The sequence below is a fragment of the Nonomuraea endophytica genome (assembly GCF_014203235.1).
GTDB lineage: Bacteria > Actinomycetota > Actinomycetes > Streptosporangiales > Streptosporangiaceae > Nonomuraea > Nonomuraea endophytica.
Window position 1 is genome coordinate 512,909 of the sequence record NZ_JACHIN010000005.1, and the last position, 16,772, is coordinate 529,680.

Annotated in this window: 13 protein-coding genes; 5 read left to right on the forward strand and 8 right to left on the reverse strand. The window is 71.4% G+C overall.

Features of this window, described 5'->3' with window-relative positions; all coding sequences use genetic code 11:
* Positions 1-6 precede the first annotated feature (6 nt).
* Positions 7-1,212 carry an MFS transporter gene (locus HNR40_RS21180; protein ID WP_184963836.1) on the reverse strand — a complete coding sequence of 402 codons (1,206 nt, stop codon included), beginning with the start codon at positions 1,210-1,212 and terminating at the stop codon, positions 7-9.
* Positions 1,213-1,286: 74 nt separating this feature from the next.
* Between HNR40_RS21180 and HNR40_RS21185 the strand changes: the two genes are divergently transcribed.
* Together HNR40_RS21185 and HNR40_RS21190 are read left to right on the forward strand one after the other, a co-directional pair.
* Positions 1,287-2,240: an ArsR/SmtB family transcription factor gene (locus HNR40_RS21185; RefSeq protein WP_221340625.1), complete on the forward strand. Its 954-nt coding sequence runs from the start codon at positions 1,287-1,289 to the stop codon at positions 2,238-2,240.
* Between the two features lie 98 nt (positions 2,241-2,338).
* Entirely contained in the window at positions 2,339-2,764 is a 426-nt protein-coding gene (locus HNR40_RS21190) for a DUF4259 domain-containing protein (protein WP_184963838.1), read from the forward strand.
* A gap of 209 nt (positions 2,765-2,973) precedes the next feature.
* Here HNR40_RS21190 and HNR40_RS21195 read toward each other — a convergent pair whose 3' ends face one another.
* A complete protein-coding gene (locus tag HNR40_RS21195) occupies positions 2,974-3,795 on the reverse strand; it encodes an SCO6745 family protein (protein WP_184963840.1) in 822 nt (273 codons plus the stop codon).
* A 424-nt stretch (positions 3,796-4,219) separates the two neighbouring features.
* Between HNR40_RS21195 and HNR40_RS21200 the strand changes: the two genes are divergently transcribed.
* Both HNR40_RS21200 and HNR40_RS21205 read left to right on the forward strand, forming a co-directional pair.
* Complete coding sequence (locus HNR40_RS21200) at positions 4,220-5,104, forward strand: hypothetical protein (protein ID WP_184963842.1); 885 nt, start codon at positions 4,220-4,222, stop codon at positions 5,102-5,104.
* Between the two features lie 198 nt (positions 5,105-5,302).
* Positions 5,303-5,947 carry an SDR family oxidoreductase gene (locus HNR40_RS21205; RefSeq protein ID WP_246509343.1) on the forward strand — a complete coding sequence of 215 codons (645 nt, stop codon included), beginning with the start codon at positions 5,303-5,305 and terminating at the stop codon, positions 5,945-5,947.
* 112 nt (positions 5,948-6,059) lie between these two features.
* Here HNR40_RS21205 and HNR40_RS21210 read toward each other — a convergent pair whose 3' ends face one another.
* The 3 genes from HNR40_RS21210 to HNR40_RS21220 form a co-directional block, all read right to left on the reverse strand.
* Positions 6,060-6,242 carry a hypothetical protein gene (locus HNR40_RS21210; RefSeq protein WP_184963846.1) on the reverse strand — a complete coding sequence of 61 codons (183 nt, stop codon included), beginning with the start codon at positions 6,240-6,242 and terminating at the stop codon, positions 6,060-6,062.
* A 56-nt stretch (positions 6,243-6,298) separates the two neighbouring features.
* A complete protein-coding gene (locus HNR40_RS21215) occupies positions 6,299-6,604 on the reverse strand; it encodes a type II toxin-antitoxin system Phd/YefM family antitoxin (protein WP_184963848.1) in 306 nt (101 codons plus the stop codon).
* Between the two features lie 163 nt (positions 6,605-6,767).
* On the reverse strand, positions 6,768-6,968 hold the full coding sequence (locus HNR40_RS21220; RefSeq protein ID WP_184963849.1) for a hypothetical protein: 201 nt from the start codon (positions 6,966-6,968) through the stop codon (positions 6,768-6,770).
* 839 nt (positions 6,969-7,807) lie between these two features.
* Here HNR40_RS21220 and HNR40_RS21225 point away from each other — a divergent pair.
* Entirely contained in the window at positions 7,808-10,108 is a 2,301-nt protein-coding gene (locus HNR40_RS21225) for a hypothetical protein (RefSeq protein WP_184963851.1), read from the forward strand.
* 7 nt (positions 10,109-10,115) lie between these two features.
* On the opposite strand, the gene HNR40_RS21230 is transcribed toward HNR40_RS21225, so the two are convergent.
* The 3 genes from HNR40_RS21230 to HNR40_RS21240 all read right to left on the reverse strand — a co-directional run bounded on the left by HNR40_RS21230 (position 10,116) and on the right by HNR40_RS21240 (position 16,770).
* The gene (locus HNR40_RS21230) at positions 10,116-10,685 is read right to left on the reverse strand and encodes a DUF6506 family protein (RefSeq protein WP_184963853.1); all 570 of its coding nucleotides are present in this window, start codon (positions 10,683-10,685) and stop codon (positions 10,116-10,118) included.
* Positions 10,686-10,828: 143 nt separating this feature from the next.
* A complete protein-coding gene (locus HNR40_RS21235) occupies positions 10,829-12,952 on the reverse strand; it encodes a LamG domain-containing protein (protein ID WP_376773489.1) in 2,124 nt (707 codons plus the stop codon).
* Positions 12,853-16,770: a discoidin domain-containing protein gene (locus HNR40_RS21240; RefSeq protein WP_221340626.1), complete on the reverse strand. Its 3,918-nt coding sequence runs from the start codon at positions 16,768-16,770 to the stop codon at positions 12,853-12,855. The genes HNR40_RS21235 and HNR40_RS21240 overlap by 100 nt, the downstream gene beginning before the upstream one ends.
* Between the last annotated feature and the right edge of the window lie 2 nt (positions 16,771-16,772).

Consider the following 16,772-nt stretch of genomic DNA (forward strand, 5'->3'; position numbering starts at 1 on the left):
CCTTCGTCACCGTGCCGGGCGAGGTGAGAGCGTTCTGTCTTCGGTACGTCTGACGAGGCGAAGCACCGCGAGGACGCACACCAGCCCCACCACCCCTCCCCCGTAGATGACCTGGTGGACGGGGAAGAACTCGGCCGCCAGCCCCGCCAGTGCCATGCCGAGCCCCTGGGCCGTCATCAGCCCGGCCGTCATGACCGTCATCGCCCTGCCCCGCAGTTCCTCCGGCACGGCCGCCACGAACCACTGGTCGAGCCCGAGCGTGTACGCGATCCCGAACCCGGTCAAGACCTGCAGCAGCAGCGCCCACCCCGGCCCCGGCTCGAACACGTATCCCAGCGCGGGCAGCGAGGAGAACACCGCCACGGGCAACGTCAGCCGGGCCCGGCCACGCGGCCCGAGCAGCGAGCCCGCCAGGCTCTGGCTCAGGATCGCCCCGATCGGCATCCCGCACATCAGCAGCCCGAGCCAGCCGGGTGCGAGGCCCGCGGCGTACGGGGTCATGAGGGCCTCGGAAACGACGACGAACATCGGCGGCACCCAGGACAACAGCAGCAACGCCCGGATGCGACGGTCGGCGAACAGCAGCCGCAGCCCCGACAGCGACGAGCGCAACAGCGTCCCGCCCGAGCCCGGCCTGGCCGGGCGGGCGAGCGTGCCGAGACGCAGTAGCAGCGCGGAGCCGAGGAAGGTCACGACCGTCACCACGAGTACGGCACGCGCGGACACCACCCCCAGCAGCAGCCCGCCCACCCCGAACCCCACCAGTTGCCCGCTCTGCCCGACGATCCGGATGACGGAGCGCCCGAGCACGAACAGTTCGCCGTCGCCCAGGACGTCGCCGAGCGTCGCCGCCCTGGTCCCCTGGAAGACAGGCGACACGGCGGCGGTCACCACGCGCAGCACCAGCAGCGCCACGACCGGCATCCCGGGCGCCGCCATACCCAGCGCGCAGGCCGCGCAGATCAGGTCGCAGACGACCAATACCCGCCGGGCGGGGAAGCGGTCGGCGACGGAGGAGAGCAACGTGCCGCCGAGCGCGTACGGAAGCAGCCCGAGGGCGTAGGTGAGCGCGCTGAGCAGCGGCGACCCGGTGATCCCGTAGACCAGGACCGACAGCGCGATCTCGGCGACGACGACGCCGAGCGTCGACAGCGCGTGCGCCGCGAAGACGGCGCGGAACTCGCGGACCGCGAAGACGGCTCGATATCCCACCCCGACAGGCTGCGAGCGGGCACGAACCGTCTTCTACTCTTTCGTGCACAGGCGAATCACCTGAAGGGGGGACCGTGCGGCTGGAGTTCGGCGCCGACGACCTGCTGCGCTGCCGGTTCGCGATCTCGCCGCTGTGCGAGACGCACGAGGCGGTACGGATGCTGCGGCGCGCCAGCCGCCACGGCTACCACCGGCCGTGGCTACGCCGGACGCGGGCCGCGACGGAGGGGCTGGACCTGTCGGAGCTGTGGCTGTTCATGCCGGACGGCGGCTACATCCCCGACTTCCTCGGCCCGCCGCCGGCCACCCCGGACACCTCGTTCGAGCAGGAACTGGCGCGGCTGCGGGCCACCGATCCGGGGCTGGCGCGCGAGGAGATGGCCCGCTCCCTCGGCGGGGCGCGCTCGCCGCGGGCCCGCAGGATGCTGGACGACCCCGAGCGGGCGGTACGGCGGCTCGCCGACCTGACCGAGCGCGTCTGGACAGAGCTGGTCGCCCCCGACTGGCCGAGGCTGTCGGCGCTGCTCGAGGCCGACATCGCCTACCGTTCGCGCAAGCTCGCCGAGGGCGGCCTGGAGCGCGCGCTGGCCGACCTGCACACCTCGGTGCGCTGGTCGGAAGGCTCGCTGACGCTGCGCAACTCCCGCGGCCCCGACCGCGACCTGCGCGGCAAGGGCGTGCTGCTGATGCCGAGCGTGTTCGTCTGGCCGGACGTGGTGAGCGGATTCGCACCGCCGTGGCAGCCCGCGCTGATCTACCCGGCGCGCGGCATGGCCGGGCTGTGGGAGCCGATGGCGGCGCGGCGGGAGCTGGTGGGGCTGCTCGGCGCGAACCGGGCGGCGATCCTGGCCGGGCTCGACGGGCCGGCCTCGACGACCGCGCTGGCGCACCGGCACGGGCTGGCGCCCTCGACGGTCTCGGCGCACCTGTCCGTGCTGCGCGAGGCCGGGCTGCTCGACTCGCGCCGTGACAGCTACCAGGTGCTGTACGAGCGGACGCCGCTGGGTGAGGCGCTGGTCAGGCGATGAAGTTGAGCTCGAAGATCACCCGAGGCTCGCCGCGAAGCGAAGCCATCCAGCCAGGCCGAGAAGAGTTCGGATGGCGATCGACACCAGGAGGCCAGTAAGTGGAAATCCGGCGCGGGGACACCGACCCTTTCGACAGCGACGAGGCTTTCGACGACCTCCACGACCTGGAGGATGCCGAAGACCTGGTGCTCGCGCTCTTCAAGTTGATGAGCGGTCTCGACGCCGACGCGCCCATCTACCTCGGAGACGTGGAAGGCCCGGTAGCTGCCGCCTGCCTGGTGGCCTGCCGGTTCGCGGAGATCACACCGGACGAGGAGTGGGCAGCGGAGTGGCTGAAACGAAACCCATTCCTCGCTGACGTGAACCTTCGACGACACGCTTCGTCCGTTCTGGACATCGCGGCACGTCCCGACGACAACGAGCTCTACGACCTGTGGCAGACCACTGAAGCACGCGAGAGCTGGCTGAACGAACTCGACACCTACCGGCGCGCGCTCTCGACTGCCAAAGACGCCGGCGCATGATCCTTCACTACGGCTTCTGAGGATTCAGGGGCGGCACGGCGGGCGGTGTCGGCAGTTTCCTGGCGGTTACTGCCTGAATGTGCCACCGGATGCGGTGAGCTCCGGCCCACCGCCGCCTCGCACTGCCACCTCGACCGGTGCAAGCTGTCGGCCAACACGGTCGAGGCCTACAAGCGGCAGAGCGCCCCCGCGTGCCCGGGAATCGGTGGTCAGCCGAGGTTCAGCAGGCCCTGATCCACCACGGCTCTGCCCAGGGGACGGGAGATCTCCGCCAGCCGTTCGCAGCCGTCCGCGCCCAGCGCGGCGTAGGCGGGCAGCGCCAGCTCGTCCGTGCGGTCCTCGACGTGCTTGCGCAGCGCCCGTCCCTGGTCGCTGAGCTCCTCGCCCTCGACCAGGCCGCGCTCACGCAGCCGCTGCTCGGCCGCCGCCCACTCCTGCTCCGGCCAGGCCCGGCTGACCTTGAGGAACACCGGCGGGACCGTGCCGCTGGCGGCGTGCAGGACCAGCGCCTCCAGCGGGCCGATGCCCTCGGTGAGCAGGGTCGCCACGTGGCCGTCGCCGCGGAACTCGCGCAGCAACGTCTGGGCGTGCCACAGCTGCTCGATCGGCTCGTCCGGCCAGGGCAGCGTGGCGTGCGCGGCGAACAGCGGGCGGCCGTGCGGATGCTCGCACGCCGCCTCGGCCGCCCTCCTGGCCAGGGCGAGCGTTTCCGTCATGGTCGGCTGCTCGTGGATCCCGGCTCTGCGCAGGGCCGCGGCCGCCGCTTCACGGCGGGCGTCGAGGATCTTGTCGGGGGTGGTGACGTCCCATGCTGCCGGTACGGCACGCCGTACGAGATCGGGGTGGAAGTTGTAGAAGGTGGCGATGACCAGTTCCGCGGACGCCCGCCCGAACGGCGCCGAACGGGAGGCGAAGTAGCCCGCCCGGTCCTTCAGGCCCAGCGCGGCATAGCGGTCATGGGCCTCGGGAACGAAGTAGATCATGCCGTGCACCGGTTCGAGGCGGCGCCAGGCGACGCGTGCTGCTTTCATGGCCGACCCCCTTTCTAGAACGACATTCTGGTGGGCTGGTGTCCGCGAGGCAAGCTGGGTGCGGGAGCATTCTTGGCATATCCGTCGCGATGCCTGACCTACCGGGCCAGGGGTCCCGGAGAGCGGCCGGCCGGCCATGCATGCCGGGCCGTACCAGATCCGGCTCCGCGGGCCGGGACCTCCATGAAGCCTCTGACGATCTCGTGCCGTACGGGAACTCCACTCATGATCTTTCCTCTCAGGGTTGCGTGTTTCGTGGTCAGCTCTTCCACACGAGACACGCCGCGGCGCTGGCTTCGAGGTGGTCTGGGCGCGGGTGATCCGCGGAGGCAACTCCTGGTCTGACCACTTGTGGCCAAATCTGTTGCCCTGCCCGGTGCCCGGCGGGATGCTGCGGGCAACCGCTTCCCCCCGGCAGAAAGGCATGATCGTGCCACGCACCCGTGGAGCGCGTTTCGCCGCCGCTCTTCTGCTGCTCGTCGGCGTCGTCGGCCTGGGCAATCAAGCCTCGGCCTCGGCCCTGCCCAGGCCGCTGGCCTTCGCCGAGAACCTGGACCTGGAGTGCTTCAGGACCGACCCGTACGTCCCCGCGCAGCCGGTGACGCTCCTGTTCCGCCACCTCAATCCGGTCCTGGAGAAGCTGCCGCCGGAGAAGGTCACGCTGGGAGAAAGGCAGCAGTTGTGCGTCCCGGTCACCAAGAACGGCGTCATCCCGCCCGACGACGTGCTGCCGTACCTCAAGTACGTGGACCTTTCCTGCTACAAGGTCGCCAGTGACAACCGGATCGGCGAGGAACTGCGGCTCAGCCACCTCAACCCGGTACTGCAGAAGCTCGGCGCCCCCAGGCACGTGGTGACAATGGTCGAGCTCCAGCAGCTGTGCGTGCCGGTGGCGAAGGACGAGTTCTTCCCGCCCAAGGAGATCCAGCACGTCGTCCAGCACATCGATCTGGCGTGTTACCTGGTGAAGACCGAGGAAGCGCTCAACGTGGAACTCAGGCTGGGGCAGCTCAACCCGCGCCTGGCCCACCTGCCCGACGCCCCCGCCAAGGTCACGTTCAGCCGCCAGCTCTGCGTCCCCGTGCAGAAGGAGGGCGACGAGATCCCCGGCGACGTGCGGGAGATCGTGCAGTGGATCGACCTGGAGAAGTACGAGATCGTGGCGCCCAAGCTGCCCGCGGTGCAGCGGCTGACGCTCACGCACCTCAACCCCGTGCTGAGTCGGCTGCCCAGGGAACGGGCCACGTTCAACCTGCCCGAGCACCTCGCCGTCCCGGTCGCCAAGAACGACCTCATCCCACCGGGCTGACGGGAGTCACGACAGGGGGCGGGCACCGGGGTGCACCGTGATGGCGACGTTGCAGTGCACCCGGTGCTGATCTCCCGTGTGACGACGCCCTGCCCGAGGATGATCGCGCCGCGACCAGGTCAGCGGTGAAGCGATGGCGATACCGGCGCCACCGTCTACGTCACCGACCGCGAGTCCCGCGCCCGCCGCCACTCCGGTCTGCCCGGCACCGTCGAGGACACCGCCGAGCAGGTGGACGAGCGAGGCGGGCACGGCATCCCGATCGTCGTCGATCATGCCGACGACGCCGCGGTCGCCGCGGTGTTCGAGCGAGTCCGCGCCGAGCGGGGCGGGCTCGACCTCCTGGCCGCCAACGCTTGCGACGGCAACGCGCTGCCGCTCGCAGGCGGACCGTTCTGGAAGCTACCGCTGCGGCACTGGCAGAACATGATGGAGATCGGCGTACGCAGCCACCTGGTGGCCGCCCGGCACGCGGCTCCCCTGCTCATGGAACGGCGCGGCCTGCTGGTCATGACCGGCTACACCGATCCGGACGCCGAGATCATCGCCGGTCACGTCTTTTACGACCTGGCCATGACCAGCGTGAGCCGGCTCGCGCGTACCCTCGCCCATGACCTGCGCCCGCACGGCGTCACCGCCTCGGCCCTGTCCCCCGGCTTCACGCGCACGGAGGCGATCACGGCCGCTCTCGGCGACCGGCTGCCGCCGGGCGGCGACTCGGTCGAGTTCCCCGGCCGGGCGGTGCGGGCGCTGCTGGAGGACTCCGGTGTCGCCCGGCATGCCGGGCGGACGGTCCGCGTGGCAGACCTGGCTCAGGAGTACGGCTTCCGCGACCCGGGCTGACCGGTGAGTACCAGCTGTCACGGGCGAACGGCGCGCACGTCCCTGATTGGCAGGAGTCGCTGGTAACGCAGCGCCGTGGTCCATGTCTGATGGCTCACCGGGAGCCCGCCCTTCACCGGAGGTTGACGTGAAGCACCCACACCGACACATGGTCGGGGCCGTGGGTGTACAGCGCGCGGAAGGCCGGCGTCACCAGTTCGTAGGCGCCCGGGATGTCGGCGTACGGCATGGCGCCGGGCGGGGTCGGGTCGTCGGCCAGGTCGAGCAGCGTGTCAACGATGGAGGCACGAAGCATCGGCGCGATCGACTGGAGAACCTCTCGAACCTGGGGGGCAACGTGGAGAGGGAACTTCACCGGTCGGAGCCGCCCAGCCCGAGGTCGGCGTACGCCTCGTCCCGCGAGGTGTAGACGGTCATCGCGACGTCACCGCGACCGGCGGCCGCCATCAGCTCACGCACCTGCGCGGCTTCGCGAGCACGGCGGAGGGCGACGAGGTCGGCGTAGTCCTCTTCGGAGATGAGGACGGCGTGTTCGTCGGCGGAGCGCTTGATCCGGGTGGGCCGGTGGGCGTGGACCGCGCGGGACACAAGCGGGCCGAGCTTGTCACTCGCCGCGGCGATCCCGAGGGTCTCGATGTGCGAGTGGTCCATCGTCATGCATGCAGAATACGGGAACTTCCCGGTTTGGGGATGTTCCCGCTTCGAGAATGCGACGTCCAGCCCATCGAGACCGAACCGCGCGAAGCATGGCCAGGCGTTGATCCCTCGTCTGTGGATGACGACGGCCGCGTTGCGGGCTGCGGGGCCCCAACGGCGATGCTCAGCCCGGCTCGCTCCACGGGAGCCTGTAGGTGTCCACGATTCCGATCGGGTTCCATCCGGCGTTTCTGCACGTGGGGTCGCACGGCCCGTCGAGGTCGTACGATCCCGTCTTGTTCAGGGCGCCGTCGGACGTGTGCGCCGTGACCGTCCCCGACCAGTAGTCGAGCGTCACGATGTCCAGGTTCCCGTCGCCGTTCATGTCACCGAGCCCGACGGGCTCGATGCGGCCCCAGGAGATGCCCCAGCCCCAAGGTTCCGGGACGCTGAGGACCTGGCCGGCCCCGTTGAGCAGCCAGAAGCCGGTGTGGAGATTGTCGGAGTTCGCCCAGGCGATGTCGGCCCTACTCAGTGCGGCCGTGGACCAGCGGGTGGCTGTCAGAGGGCGTGTCTACGTCGATTGAGATGACCGCCGCGGACAGCCATCCCGAAAGAGAGCCTTGGGTGCGGTCTCGGGGATGTCCTCGCGGGCGATCGTGGCCATGATCGCGCTGGCGTTCGCGGGCACAGGCTTCGCGCGATGCCAAGGACGCGGAGGTGCATCGGTGGCCACTTCCTTCCGAGCGAGGAAGCCTTCCAGGGCGTGCCAGGGGTCGGGGTCGGCCGGGGCCTGCTCGGCGTGGGCGACGAGGCCTACGGGTGGCCGCACCGGGGTGGATCGGCCGCCGCTCGGGGCGGGCCGGGAGGCGCCGCACAGTGGCATCAGTCAGGCTCGGAGTTCAGTGGGCAGGTGTGGTCGTCTGCCCGCTCTTGATCGCGGTGTGGGCCTCGCTGAGCCGGCGTACGGCCTCGGCGATACGGCGGTCGGTTGCCGGGCGGAACGGGCGGCAGGGCGCGCCTGGGTGTCGATGACGAGGGCCTGGAACTGGCCGGGCCACGCCACGCCACCGGCGGACATCTGACCGTCAGTTATATCGGAGTCCGTAAATATCTGGCGATTGACGCGGCGGTCAAGGGGATGATCCCTCTGGATTCCTGGCGCGTGCGGGCAACATAATGTGGTCTCCATCATTAGTGCGGATGCCACCCCCAGGAGCACGCATGTACCGCCTTGGCGTCGCCGCCCTGCTGTTACCCCTGCTCGTCGCCACCCCTGCGGCGGCGGCCGTACCGGATCAGGGACGCCCTTCGATGGGCGCGAGCCGTACCGGATGGTCCGCCGTCGCCTTCGAGCACCACCCCACCCCCGGCCAGGCCGCGGGCGCCGAGATCTACGTCCGCCAGTTCCGCGACGGGGCCCAGGTCCGTGAGACGAGGGTCTCGGCGGGCGGGACCGGCGCCTTCTCCCACACGCAGCCGTCGGTCGGCGTCTCCGACAGCGGCGACGCCGTCGTCGCCTGGGCGCAGGACGGCGACGGTGACGGCGTCCGCGACATCGCCCTGCGTGTCCTGCGCGCCGACGGCACCCTGTCGGCCACCGTCGTCGCCAACGGTCCCGGCGAGTTACGCGGCGACCAGGTCTGGCCCCGGATCGCCGTGCGCGGCTCGGGCTCGTTCGCGGTGACCTGGGAGGACCATCCCGACGCGGCCACGTCCACCGTCCGCCTGGCCGCCTACTCCGCGATCACCTCGCGCACCTTCGGCCCCGTGCAGGTCAGCGCCGCGGGCAGGGCCGCCAACCCGGCGGTGGCGGTGCACGACAGCGGCGCGATCCTGGCCTGGGAGCAGAACACCGACATCCTGTACGCCAAGGTCGCCGCCGACGGCACGATCGCCCGCGCGAGCACGCCGGCCAACGCCGACGCCACCAACTCCCAGCTCGCCCCGTCGGTCGCCGCGATGGCCGGCGGCGACTTCGTCATCGCCTGGGCCGGCAACCCGGACGGCGCGTGGCGTGTCCGGGTACGCGGCTTCCGCGCCGACCTCACCCAGCGCTTCCCCCAGCGCGTCGCCACTCCCGGGACCGCGAACCGGCAGGCCAACCCGAAGGTCGGCATGGACGACACCGGCGGCTTCGCGCTTGCCTGGAACGAGGACGTCAACGGCATCGACGTGCACGCCGCCGGCTTCAACTCCGACGCCACCCCGCAACGCCGCTTCCCGCCCTCGCGCGTCAACCTGGAGACCGGCGGGCTGCAGGGCGCGGCCGCGATCGGCGTGCTGCCCGACGCCACATTCGGCGTCGCCTACGAGGAGGACGCCACGCAGTCCGGCTCGCGGCGGGTGGTCACCCGCCTGGGCCTGCGCAACCTCACCGACCCGGGAGCGACGATCACCACCCCGCTGGAGCCCGTTCCCGGCGCGCCGCTGACCATGACCTACGACGCCGCCGACCTGGCCAAGGTACGGCAGGCCGAGCAGGCCCACGCGCAACTGGCTCCGCAGCCGGTCTCCGCCGTGCTCGCCTCGGCCAACAGCACCGCCAGGCCGTTGTGCCACCCGACGAACTCCACCCCACCGGCCCAGGGCTTCTGCTGGGACGACACCTACGGCGACGACTCCTCCATGACCTTCGTCCCGCAGGGCCTGACCACCGACGGCTCCTCGCTGCTGCTGGCCGGCTGGTACAACTACGACCACCCCGACTACGCCCGGGGCGCCCTGACCCGGCTGACGTTCGCCGACATCGGCGACCCGGCGAACGTCCGCTACCGCCACGCTCTGCTGGTACGCCCCACCGGCACCGGCGAGGTCTTCGAGCCGGTCGGCGGGCACGCCGACGCGGTGGTGCTCATCGGGAACCTCCTCTACCTGCGCACGTTCGAGCCCGCCCCCACCGGCACCAACGGCTACGAGGGCTTCGACGTCTTCGACCTGCGCCACATCTGGAAGATGAACGGCTCCGGCCGCGCCGTGGGCCTGTCCGGCGGCACGTTCAACGCCAGCTACCACCTGTGGGCGCTGCCGCGCGTGGCCACCTACCACTTCCCGACGCAGGGCTGCGGCACCTACCAGCCCGACAAGCCCGTCCCCTGCATCACCGCCGCCGCCTACGACCCGGCCGCCGGAGAGCTGGTGACCTTCGAGGCCGGCCAGTCCAGCGGCCCCGCGCAGTTCACCACCTCCACGGGCGACATCGTGCGCTGGCCGGTCGACCAGGCGACCGGCCAGCTCACCGGCACCGCGAGCGCCCGCCTGCGGACCCGGATCCCGGGCCTGCAGGGCGGCACCTCCCACGACGGCCGGTACGTGCTGGCCGGACCGTGCCCGGAGTGGGTCGGCGGCATGTACAACATCCCCAGCTGCGTCTACACCGCCGGGACCGGCGAGCCCACCAAGCTGTGGACCCGCGGCGGAACCAACCTGGAGAACCTCGCCTACCAACCGGCCTCCGACCGGCTGTGGATGCTGAACGAGGCGCCCCGCAAGCGGGTCGTCTACCACCACCCCTGGCCGCGCTGACCCGTTCTCAGAACGCGCTCATGCCCACGGGTACCCCGGCCTCGACGGCCGCTCGGATGACCGGCTCGGCGTCGTCCGGACGGCGCCCGCCGTACACCTCGATGAGCTGCAGCTCACCGGCCATCGCGGCGGCCGCGGCGGCGGCGCCGGCGAGGTCGGGGACCCCCAGCACCGTGGTGCGCCCGCCCTCGTCCCGGTGCCGCACCACGCGGTCGGACGCGGGATCGGCGCCCGGGTGCACGATGAGGAACGCCTCCGCCAGGACCTCGCCCGCCTCGAACCGCGCCTTATAGTCGGCGACGGATGCCAGCGACTCGAACCCGTAGTAGATCGCCCCGACCGGGACACTCTCCCCCAGGACCCGGCGCGCCTCGGCATGCCACACGGCCCCGAACCCGCCGCACAACTCGAACCGGTCCACACCCTCATCGGCCAGCCGCTTCACCAGACCGGCCAGTTGCCCGGGTTCCGGGACGGCGCGGACCCGGGTCCTGCCGTGCTCGTTCTCGATCACCAGGACGTCGGCCAGCGGGTCGGCGCCCACCTCTTCATAAATGACCACTCTGTCTTCGCTCATGAGCTCAGTCTGCAACCTCAACCAATATTGAGGTCAATTGTGGCCTCCCGCAGGCCGCAAGGCCCGCGACAAGTCGGCACGGGCGCTGAGATCGCGGAGACAGCCCCACCGAGAAGTCCCTGCCGAGCACCGCGGCCCGATGATCAGAAGGCGAGATCCTGCCAGCCTCTCACCTCGCTCCCGGACAGTTGCCTGGGGAAGATCGCCATCCGGTCGACCGCGCCGACGAGCCGCTGCCCGCCGTTCTGGTCCGCGCCGAACTGCAGCGGCCGCGTCGCGCAGCCGTTGATCCCATCGGCGCTGACCGTGGCGCCGCCCGTGCGCACGCCGTCCACGTAGACGTCCACGGCCCCGGCGGCGCTCATGGTGACGACCAGGTCGACGTATCGGCCCGCCGGGATGACCGCGCCGGTGGTGACGTTGCGGCCGGCCCCGATGAACCGCAGGTTGTTCGACGGTGTCAGGTCCACGATGATCCCGTCGCCGCCGGGGTCGCCTGACGGCTGGGAGTCGAACAGCCGCCGGTAGCCGCTGCCGCCGGTCTTCACCACCGCCGCGAACGTCGCCGCCCTGATGTGGCCGAGCGTGGTGGGCGCCGTCCTGAGGTAGGTGGTGCCGTTCAGCACCAGGCCGCTGCCGGTCGGCGCGCTCTGCTCGTACGCGGCGGGACCGACGACCGACGCGGGCCGGCCGCTGCCGGAGACGTCCGAGACGCTGGTACCCGAGGCGGGGTCCCAGGCCACCACGGGGCGATCCGCGGGCGGCGCGGCGCACGACCCCAGCCGCACGACGGTGTAGGTCTTCGCGGCCTGGGCGGTCCAGGTGGCGGTGTCTCCGCTGACGGTGGCCGCGATCTCGGCGCCCTGCTCGTCCTGCACGCGATGGGGCCCAGCGAAGAGCGAGGAGCGCACCTTGATCGGCCCGGACCTGCCGGTCCGCACGGTGATCCGCTCCGCCGCCCGCTCACGCCAGTCGACGCCGACCGTCACGTCACCGCGCGCCCGCAGTCCCGCCACCGAGCCCGTCGGCCAGGCCGCCGGCAGCGCGGGCAGGACGTGGATGACGTCGTGCCGGCTCTGCAGGAGCATCTCGGCCACGCCGGAGGTGGCGCCGAAGTTGCCGTCGATCTGGAACGGCGGATGGGTGTCCCAGAGGTTGTCGAGCGTGCTGGTCTTCAACTGCTCGCCGAGCATCCGGTACGCGTGGTCGCCGTCCAGCAGCCGCGCCCAGAAATTGATCTTCCAGGCCTTGCTCCATCCGGTGCCCCCGTCGCCGCGCGCGGTCAGCGAGGTCTTCGCCGCCTGCCCGTGCGGTGTGCCGGCCACGATCTGGTGGCCCGGGTGCAGGGCGAACAGGTGGGAGACGTGCCGGTGGGTGTTGTTGCGGTCGTCCCAGTCGCTCTTCCACTCCTGGAGCTGGCCCCACGATCCGATGCGCAGGCCGGGGTCCAGCCTGGCCAGAGTGTTTTGCACCTCGGTCTGGAAGCCCGGGTCGACGTTCAGCCGCCGGGCCGCGTCCAGCGTATGGCTGAGCACCTCGAAGACGATCTGCTGGGACATCGACGCCCCGGCCGAGAAGTCGCCGTGCTCCGGCAAGTAGCTGGGTGAGACGACCAGCCTGCCGTCCCTCGGGTCGGTGACGAGAGTGTCGATCCAGAACTCCGCCGCTCCCTTGAGCACGGGATAGGCGGTGTCACGCAGGTAGGTCAGGTCGCCGCTGAAGCGGTAGCGGTCGTACATGTGCTGGGCCAGCCACGCCGCGGCTTCGGGGAACCAGAACGAGGACGCCCAGTCGTGCACCCCGGTGAAACCGAAGGGGTTGGTCTCGTTGTGCACCACCCAGCCGCGCGCCTTGAACATCTCCTGCGCGGTCTTACGCCCGGGCGGCACCATGGCCTGCACGAAGCGGTCGAGCGGCTCGGTGGTCTCGGCCAGGTTCGTCACCAGGGCGGGCCAGTAGTTCATCTGCAGGTTGATGTTGACGTGGTAGTCGGCCGACCAGGGCGGGGTGGTCGAGTTGTTCCAGACTCCCTGCAGGTTGGCGGGCAGGCATCGGCGGCGGTGGTGCCGTCCCGATCCGGCCGGGCGGGCGGGCGGGCCTCGACCAACGATCCAAGGGGTTCTCAGGCCGATGGCCGGGGCGACGTGAGCCGCCCCGGCCGCGGAGCTCAGCCCTCCTTCGCGAAGCGAGCCGTCACCGTCAGGTCCGCGCTCACCGTGAGTCTGAGTACGGTCACGCCGCCCTGGTCGGCGCCGTTCACCGTCCAGCCGGTGAAGCGGTGGCCGGGCGCGGGTCGCGCGGTGTACGTGACCACGCTGCCCTTCTCGTACCTGCCCGGTTCGGTCTCGTAGCCGCCGATGGAAACGGTGCCGCCCTCCGCCGGTTCGGCGGTGGCACGGACCGCGTGCTGGGCCATGTTGATCGCCATCACGTTGATCAGCCGTGCCGGGCCGCGCAGGGTGGCGCCGTTGTAGCGCATCACGTTGACCGCGGTGACCGTCGCCGTGTCGCCCGCGTCGACGGTGTGGCCGTCGTCGCCGAGGTTGTCCGTGCCGAGGTTGTACGCGGTGACCTCGCCGGAGCGGACGACGAGCCCGTCGCGGAAGCCGTACCCGAAGACGTTGAACAGTGTCAGGCCGCGGGCTCCGTCGACCGTGACGATCCGCGCCTGCTTGCGCATCGGGTCGTCGATCACCTGCGGGAAGATGTTCTTCTCCTGCGCCCAGTCCGGCAGGGCGTAGCCGATGCGGGTGACGGCGTTGCCGTTGGACAGAACGCCCTCGATCCGGCCGCCCCGGCTCGCGCCGACCCTGATGCCGTGGCTGAAGTACGCGCCGGCGAGCTTGCGGACGGTGAAGCCGTCGCCGGTCATGTCGACGGCGTTCCACGCGTTGGGCACGCCGACGTCCATCACGAACGTGCCGGTTCCCTTGCCACGGATCGTGAACGGGTAGGGCTTCAGTCCTCCCTCCGCGGCGGGGTTGTTCTCCGGGTAGAAGGCGCGCAGTCCGCGTACGCCCGCCCGGTCGCCGCCGAGGGTGATGAGGGCGGTGGCGGTGTCGGGCTCGGCCGTGCCGCGGCCCTCGTACGCCCAGAGGACGGTGCCCGCGCTGGCGCCGAGCAGGTCCCGGTTGGCCACGGCGGACGCGCCGCGCAGCTCCACGCCCTTGGGGACGGTGAGGTGGCCGTCGATCCGGTACCAGCCGGCGGGCAGGTAGACGATGCCGCCACCGGCCCGGCCCGCCCGGTCCAGCGTGCGCTGGATGGCGGCGGTCGCGTCTCGCCGTGGCACGATGCCGTTGGTGCGCGGCGCCTCGTCGGCGACGTACAGCACGGCGCGGGCGGGCCTGGGCAGTGGCTTGGGCTCGTGGCGTGGCACCTGACCGGACAGCCGGTGGACGATGCCCTCGGTGGCCCCCCTCAGCTCGGTGTCGGTGACCTTGACGAACGCCTGCGACTTGTTCCGTATCGCGGCCTTGCTGCCTTCCAGAGTGCTGGAGGCGAACGCCAGACCCCAGCGGGAGTCGAAGTCCTCGGTCTCCAGCGCGACGTCGGTGCGGCGGACGTCCGCCTCGATGAAGACACCGGTGAACTGGGCGCGCTGGCCGGGCACGATGTGGATGCCGATGCGGTAGTCGGCCAGGCTGATCCGGGAGAACTGGTCCCACTCCAGGTCGCCCAGCACCATTCCGGTGCCGTTCGCGCGGGTCCACGCGTCCAGCGCGGCGCGCCGCTGCGGCCGGTAGGCGGCGGGCGCGCCGGCCCAGTAGGCGTTGGAGAGCGTGATGTTCTCCCAGGTGCCGACGTCGGCGCCGTTGTAGGCGCGCACGCCCTCGGCCAGCACGGTGCCCTTGATGTCGCGCAGCGTCGCCGACTCGTGGACCTGGCCCGAGCTCGCGCTCTCGCCGCGGTCGTTGCGGTAGGTGCTGATGCCGACGCCGCGGTAGGAGTTGAGCATGGTGACGCCGGAGATCGTGGTCATCATGTAGTTCTCGTTGCCGATCCAGGCGCGGCCGGGGATCTGGAAGGTGTGGTTGTACGGCACCGGGTCGCTCGCGTTCTGCCGCGGGTAGTAGGTCGTGAGCCCGATGACGCCGGCGCTGCCGCCGACGCGGATCAGCGCGGGACCGTCGTCGCCGGACGGCAGGTCCGCCGAGATGACGGTGCCGTAGCCGCCCTTGCCGTGGTCGGGGTCACGGCGGTCGCCGCGCAGGGTGCAGAAGGAGTTGACCTCCAGGGTGTCGGTCACCCGGTAGGTGCCCGCCGGCAGCCAGACCGTGCCGCCACCGGCGTCGTAACAGTCGTGGAGCGCCCGCTGGATCGCCTGGGTGGCGTCCTCGCGGCCCGTCCGGTCGGCGTCGTAGTCGCGGACGTCGAAGTCGGCCACCACCGGGGACTCGGTCGGGTACTCCGTCTTCACCAGCTTGGGTTTCCCCCGTACGGCACGCTCGTCGCGTACCTCGAAGGAACCGACGGCGAACCGCTTGGCGCCCTCCGGGTAGCCGGTCAGCGACAGCCGTACGTAGCGGGCGGTCACCGTCTCGAAGCGGGTGCGCATCGGCTTGTTGTCGCCGCCGCCCGCCTCGGCGACGGTCGTGAAGCGCTCGCCGTCGCGGGAGACCTGGACGGTGTACCGGGAGGCGTAGCGCGAGGCCCAGTGGACGCGCACGTCGTTGACGGCTTTCGCGCCGCCGAGGTCGGCCTGCAGCCACTCGCCCGTGCCGCTCTCGGCGCTGGTCCAGGTGGTCGCGGTGTCGCCGTCGGCGGCCAGCGCCGCCTCGCCGGGGGCGCTGCTCGCGGTGAGCTTGGCGCCGCGGGCGAGGTCGGTGACCACGGCGGAGGCGAGGAAGTCCCGCAGCGTGTCGTTCAGGCCGTGCAGGCCCTGCCGTAGCTGCTCCTCGGTGGCGTTCTCGTCGGCCGCCAGCCGCTTGGCCGCGGCGACGGCCGAGGTCAGCCGGTCTTTGGCGCCGGCCGGGTACTGGCCGTCGCGGGTGCCCTCGCGGGCCGCGAACAGCTTCAGCGAGGCCGCGTCGATGAGGTTCTCCAGCCCCTGCGCGGGCTTGAGCTCGGTGGGGACCAGCGCGACGCGTATGGCGGCGACCGTCAGCTCCGTGGCGCCCGCGTTGTGGATGCGGAAGTCGGCGCCGTTGGAGCGGTTGGTGAGGATCGCGTCCGTCAGCGCGAAGGTGTAGGTCTTCCAGGTGCCCGTGTCGCCGTAGGTGACGACCTCGGAGTTCTTGAACCTGTGCGGGATCTCGGCGCCCGGCGAGTCGTAGTGCAGGCCGAACGCGCCGTTGCCCTCGTCCAGGTAGTCGACGCTGACGAACACCGTGTCCCTGGTGTCGTGGGCGTAGGTGTCGGCGACGTTCATGTAGAAGAAGTTGACGCCGTGCGGGGGTGCGCCGCGGTTGGTCTGCCAGTAGCCGCGGCCCTGATCGGCGCCGGTGACCAGGCCGGTGGAGGAGTCTCCGGCGCGCGGGGTGATGCCGGCGGTCTCCGGGGCGGCGCCGAGGGTGACGGCGGCGCCGGCCGCGCCGACGCGGATCGCGGCGACGGTGATGTCCCGGGCCGCGCCGCCGCCCCGGCCGGACAGGCGCAGCACGTCGGCGCCTCCGGTGAGGACGGCGTCGGTCAGCGCGAACGCACGGGTCTTCCAGGCGCCGGTGCCGGTGTAGGCCAGGGCGGAGTCGGTGCCGTCCGCTCCCTGGCGCAGGGTCAGCTCGCCCTCGCCGGTGTCGCGGTAGGTGACGCTGACCACCAGGTCGTCGGCGGGCAACTGCCGCACGTACTCGTCGTCGAGGTCGAAGCTGAGGTAGGAGGTGCCTGCCGCGTGATCGGTCTCCCAGTACGGCCGGCCGTCCAGCTCGCCGGTGCGCAGCCCTGCCGGGTCCGGCCCGGCGGTGGCGCGTACACCCAGGGTCTTGGGGGTGGGGCCGAGGTCGGCGCCGACGCCGCTCGGATACATCACCGGCTCTGGACCGGCCGCGGCGGCGATCGGTCCCGGCGCCCAGAGCAGCACCGCGGCCGACAGCACGACGACGGCTCGGCGGCGGGCTCCGCGGCGTAGAAGCGGTAGGGGTAACACTC

Bases quoted from the DNA above. Each gene is read 5' to 3' on its own strand.
- HNR40_RS21195 (WP_184963840.1), bottom strand. From the start codon at position 3,795: ATGAAAGCAGCACGCGTCGCCTGGCGCCGCCTCGAACCGGTGCACGGC.
- HNR40_RS21200 (WP_184963842.1), top strand. From the start codon at position 4,220: ATGATCGTGCCACGCACCCGTGGAGCGCGTTTCGCCGCCGCTCTTCTG.
- HNR40_RS21210 (WP_184963846.1), bottom strand. From the start codon at position 6,242: ATGCTTCGTGCCTCCATCGTTGACACGCTGCTCGACCTGGCCGACGAC.
- HNR40_RS21215 (WP_184963848.1), bottom strand. From the start codon at position 6,604: ATGACGATGGACCACTCGCACATCGAGACCCTCGGGATCGCCGCGGCG.
- HNR40_RS21220 (WP_184963849.1), bottom strand. From the start codon at position 6,968: ATGAACGGCGACGGGAACCTGGACATCGTGACGCTCGACTACTGGTCG.
- HNR40_RS21225 (WP_184963851.1), top strand. From the start codon at position 7,808: ATGTACCGCCTTGGCGTCGCCGCCCTGCTGTTACCCCTGCTCGTCGCC.
- HNR40_RS21230 (WP_184963853.1), bottom strand. From the start codon at position 10,685: ATGAGCGAAGACAGAGTGGTCATTTATGAAGAGGTGGGCGCCGACCCG.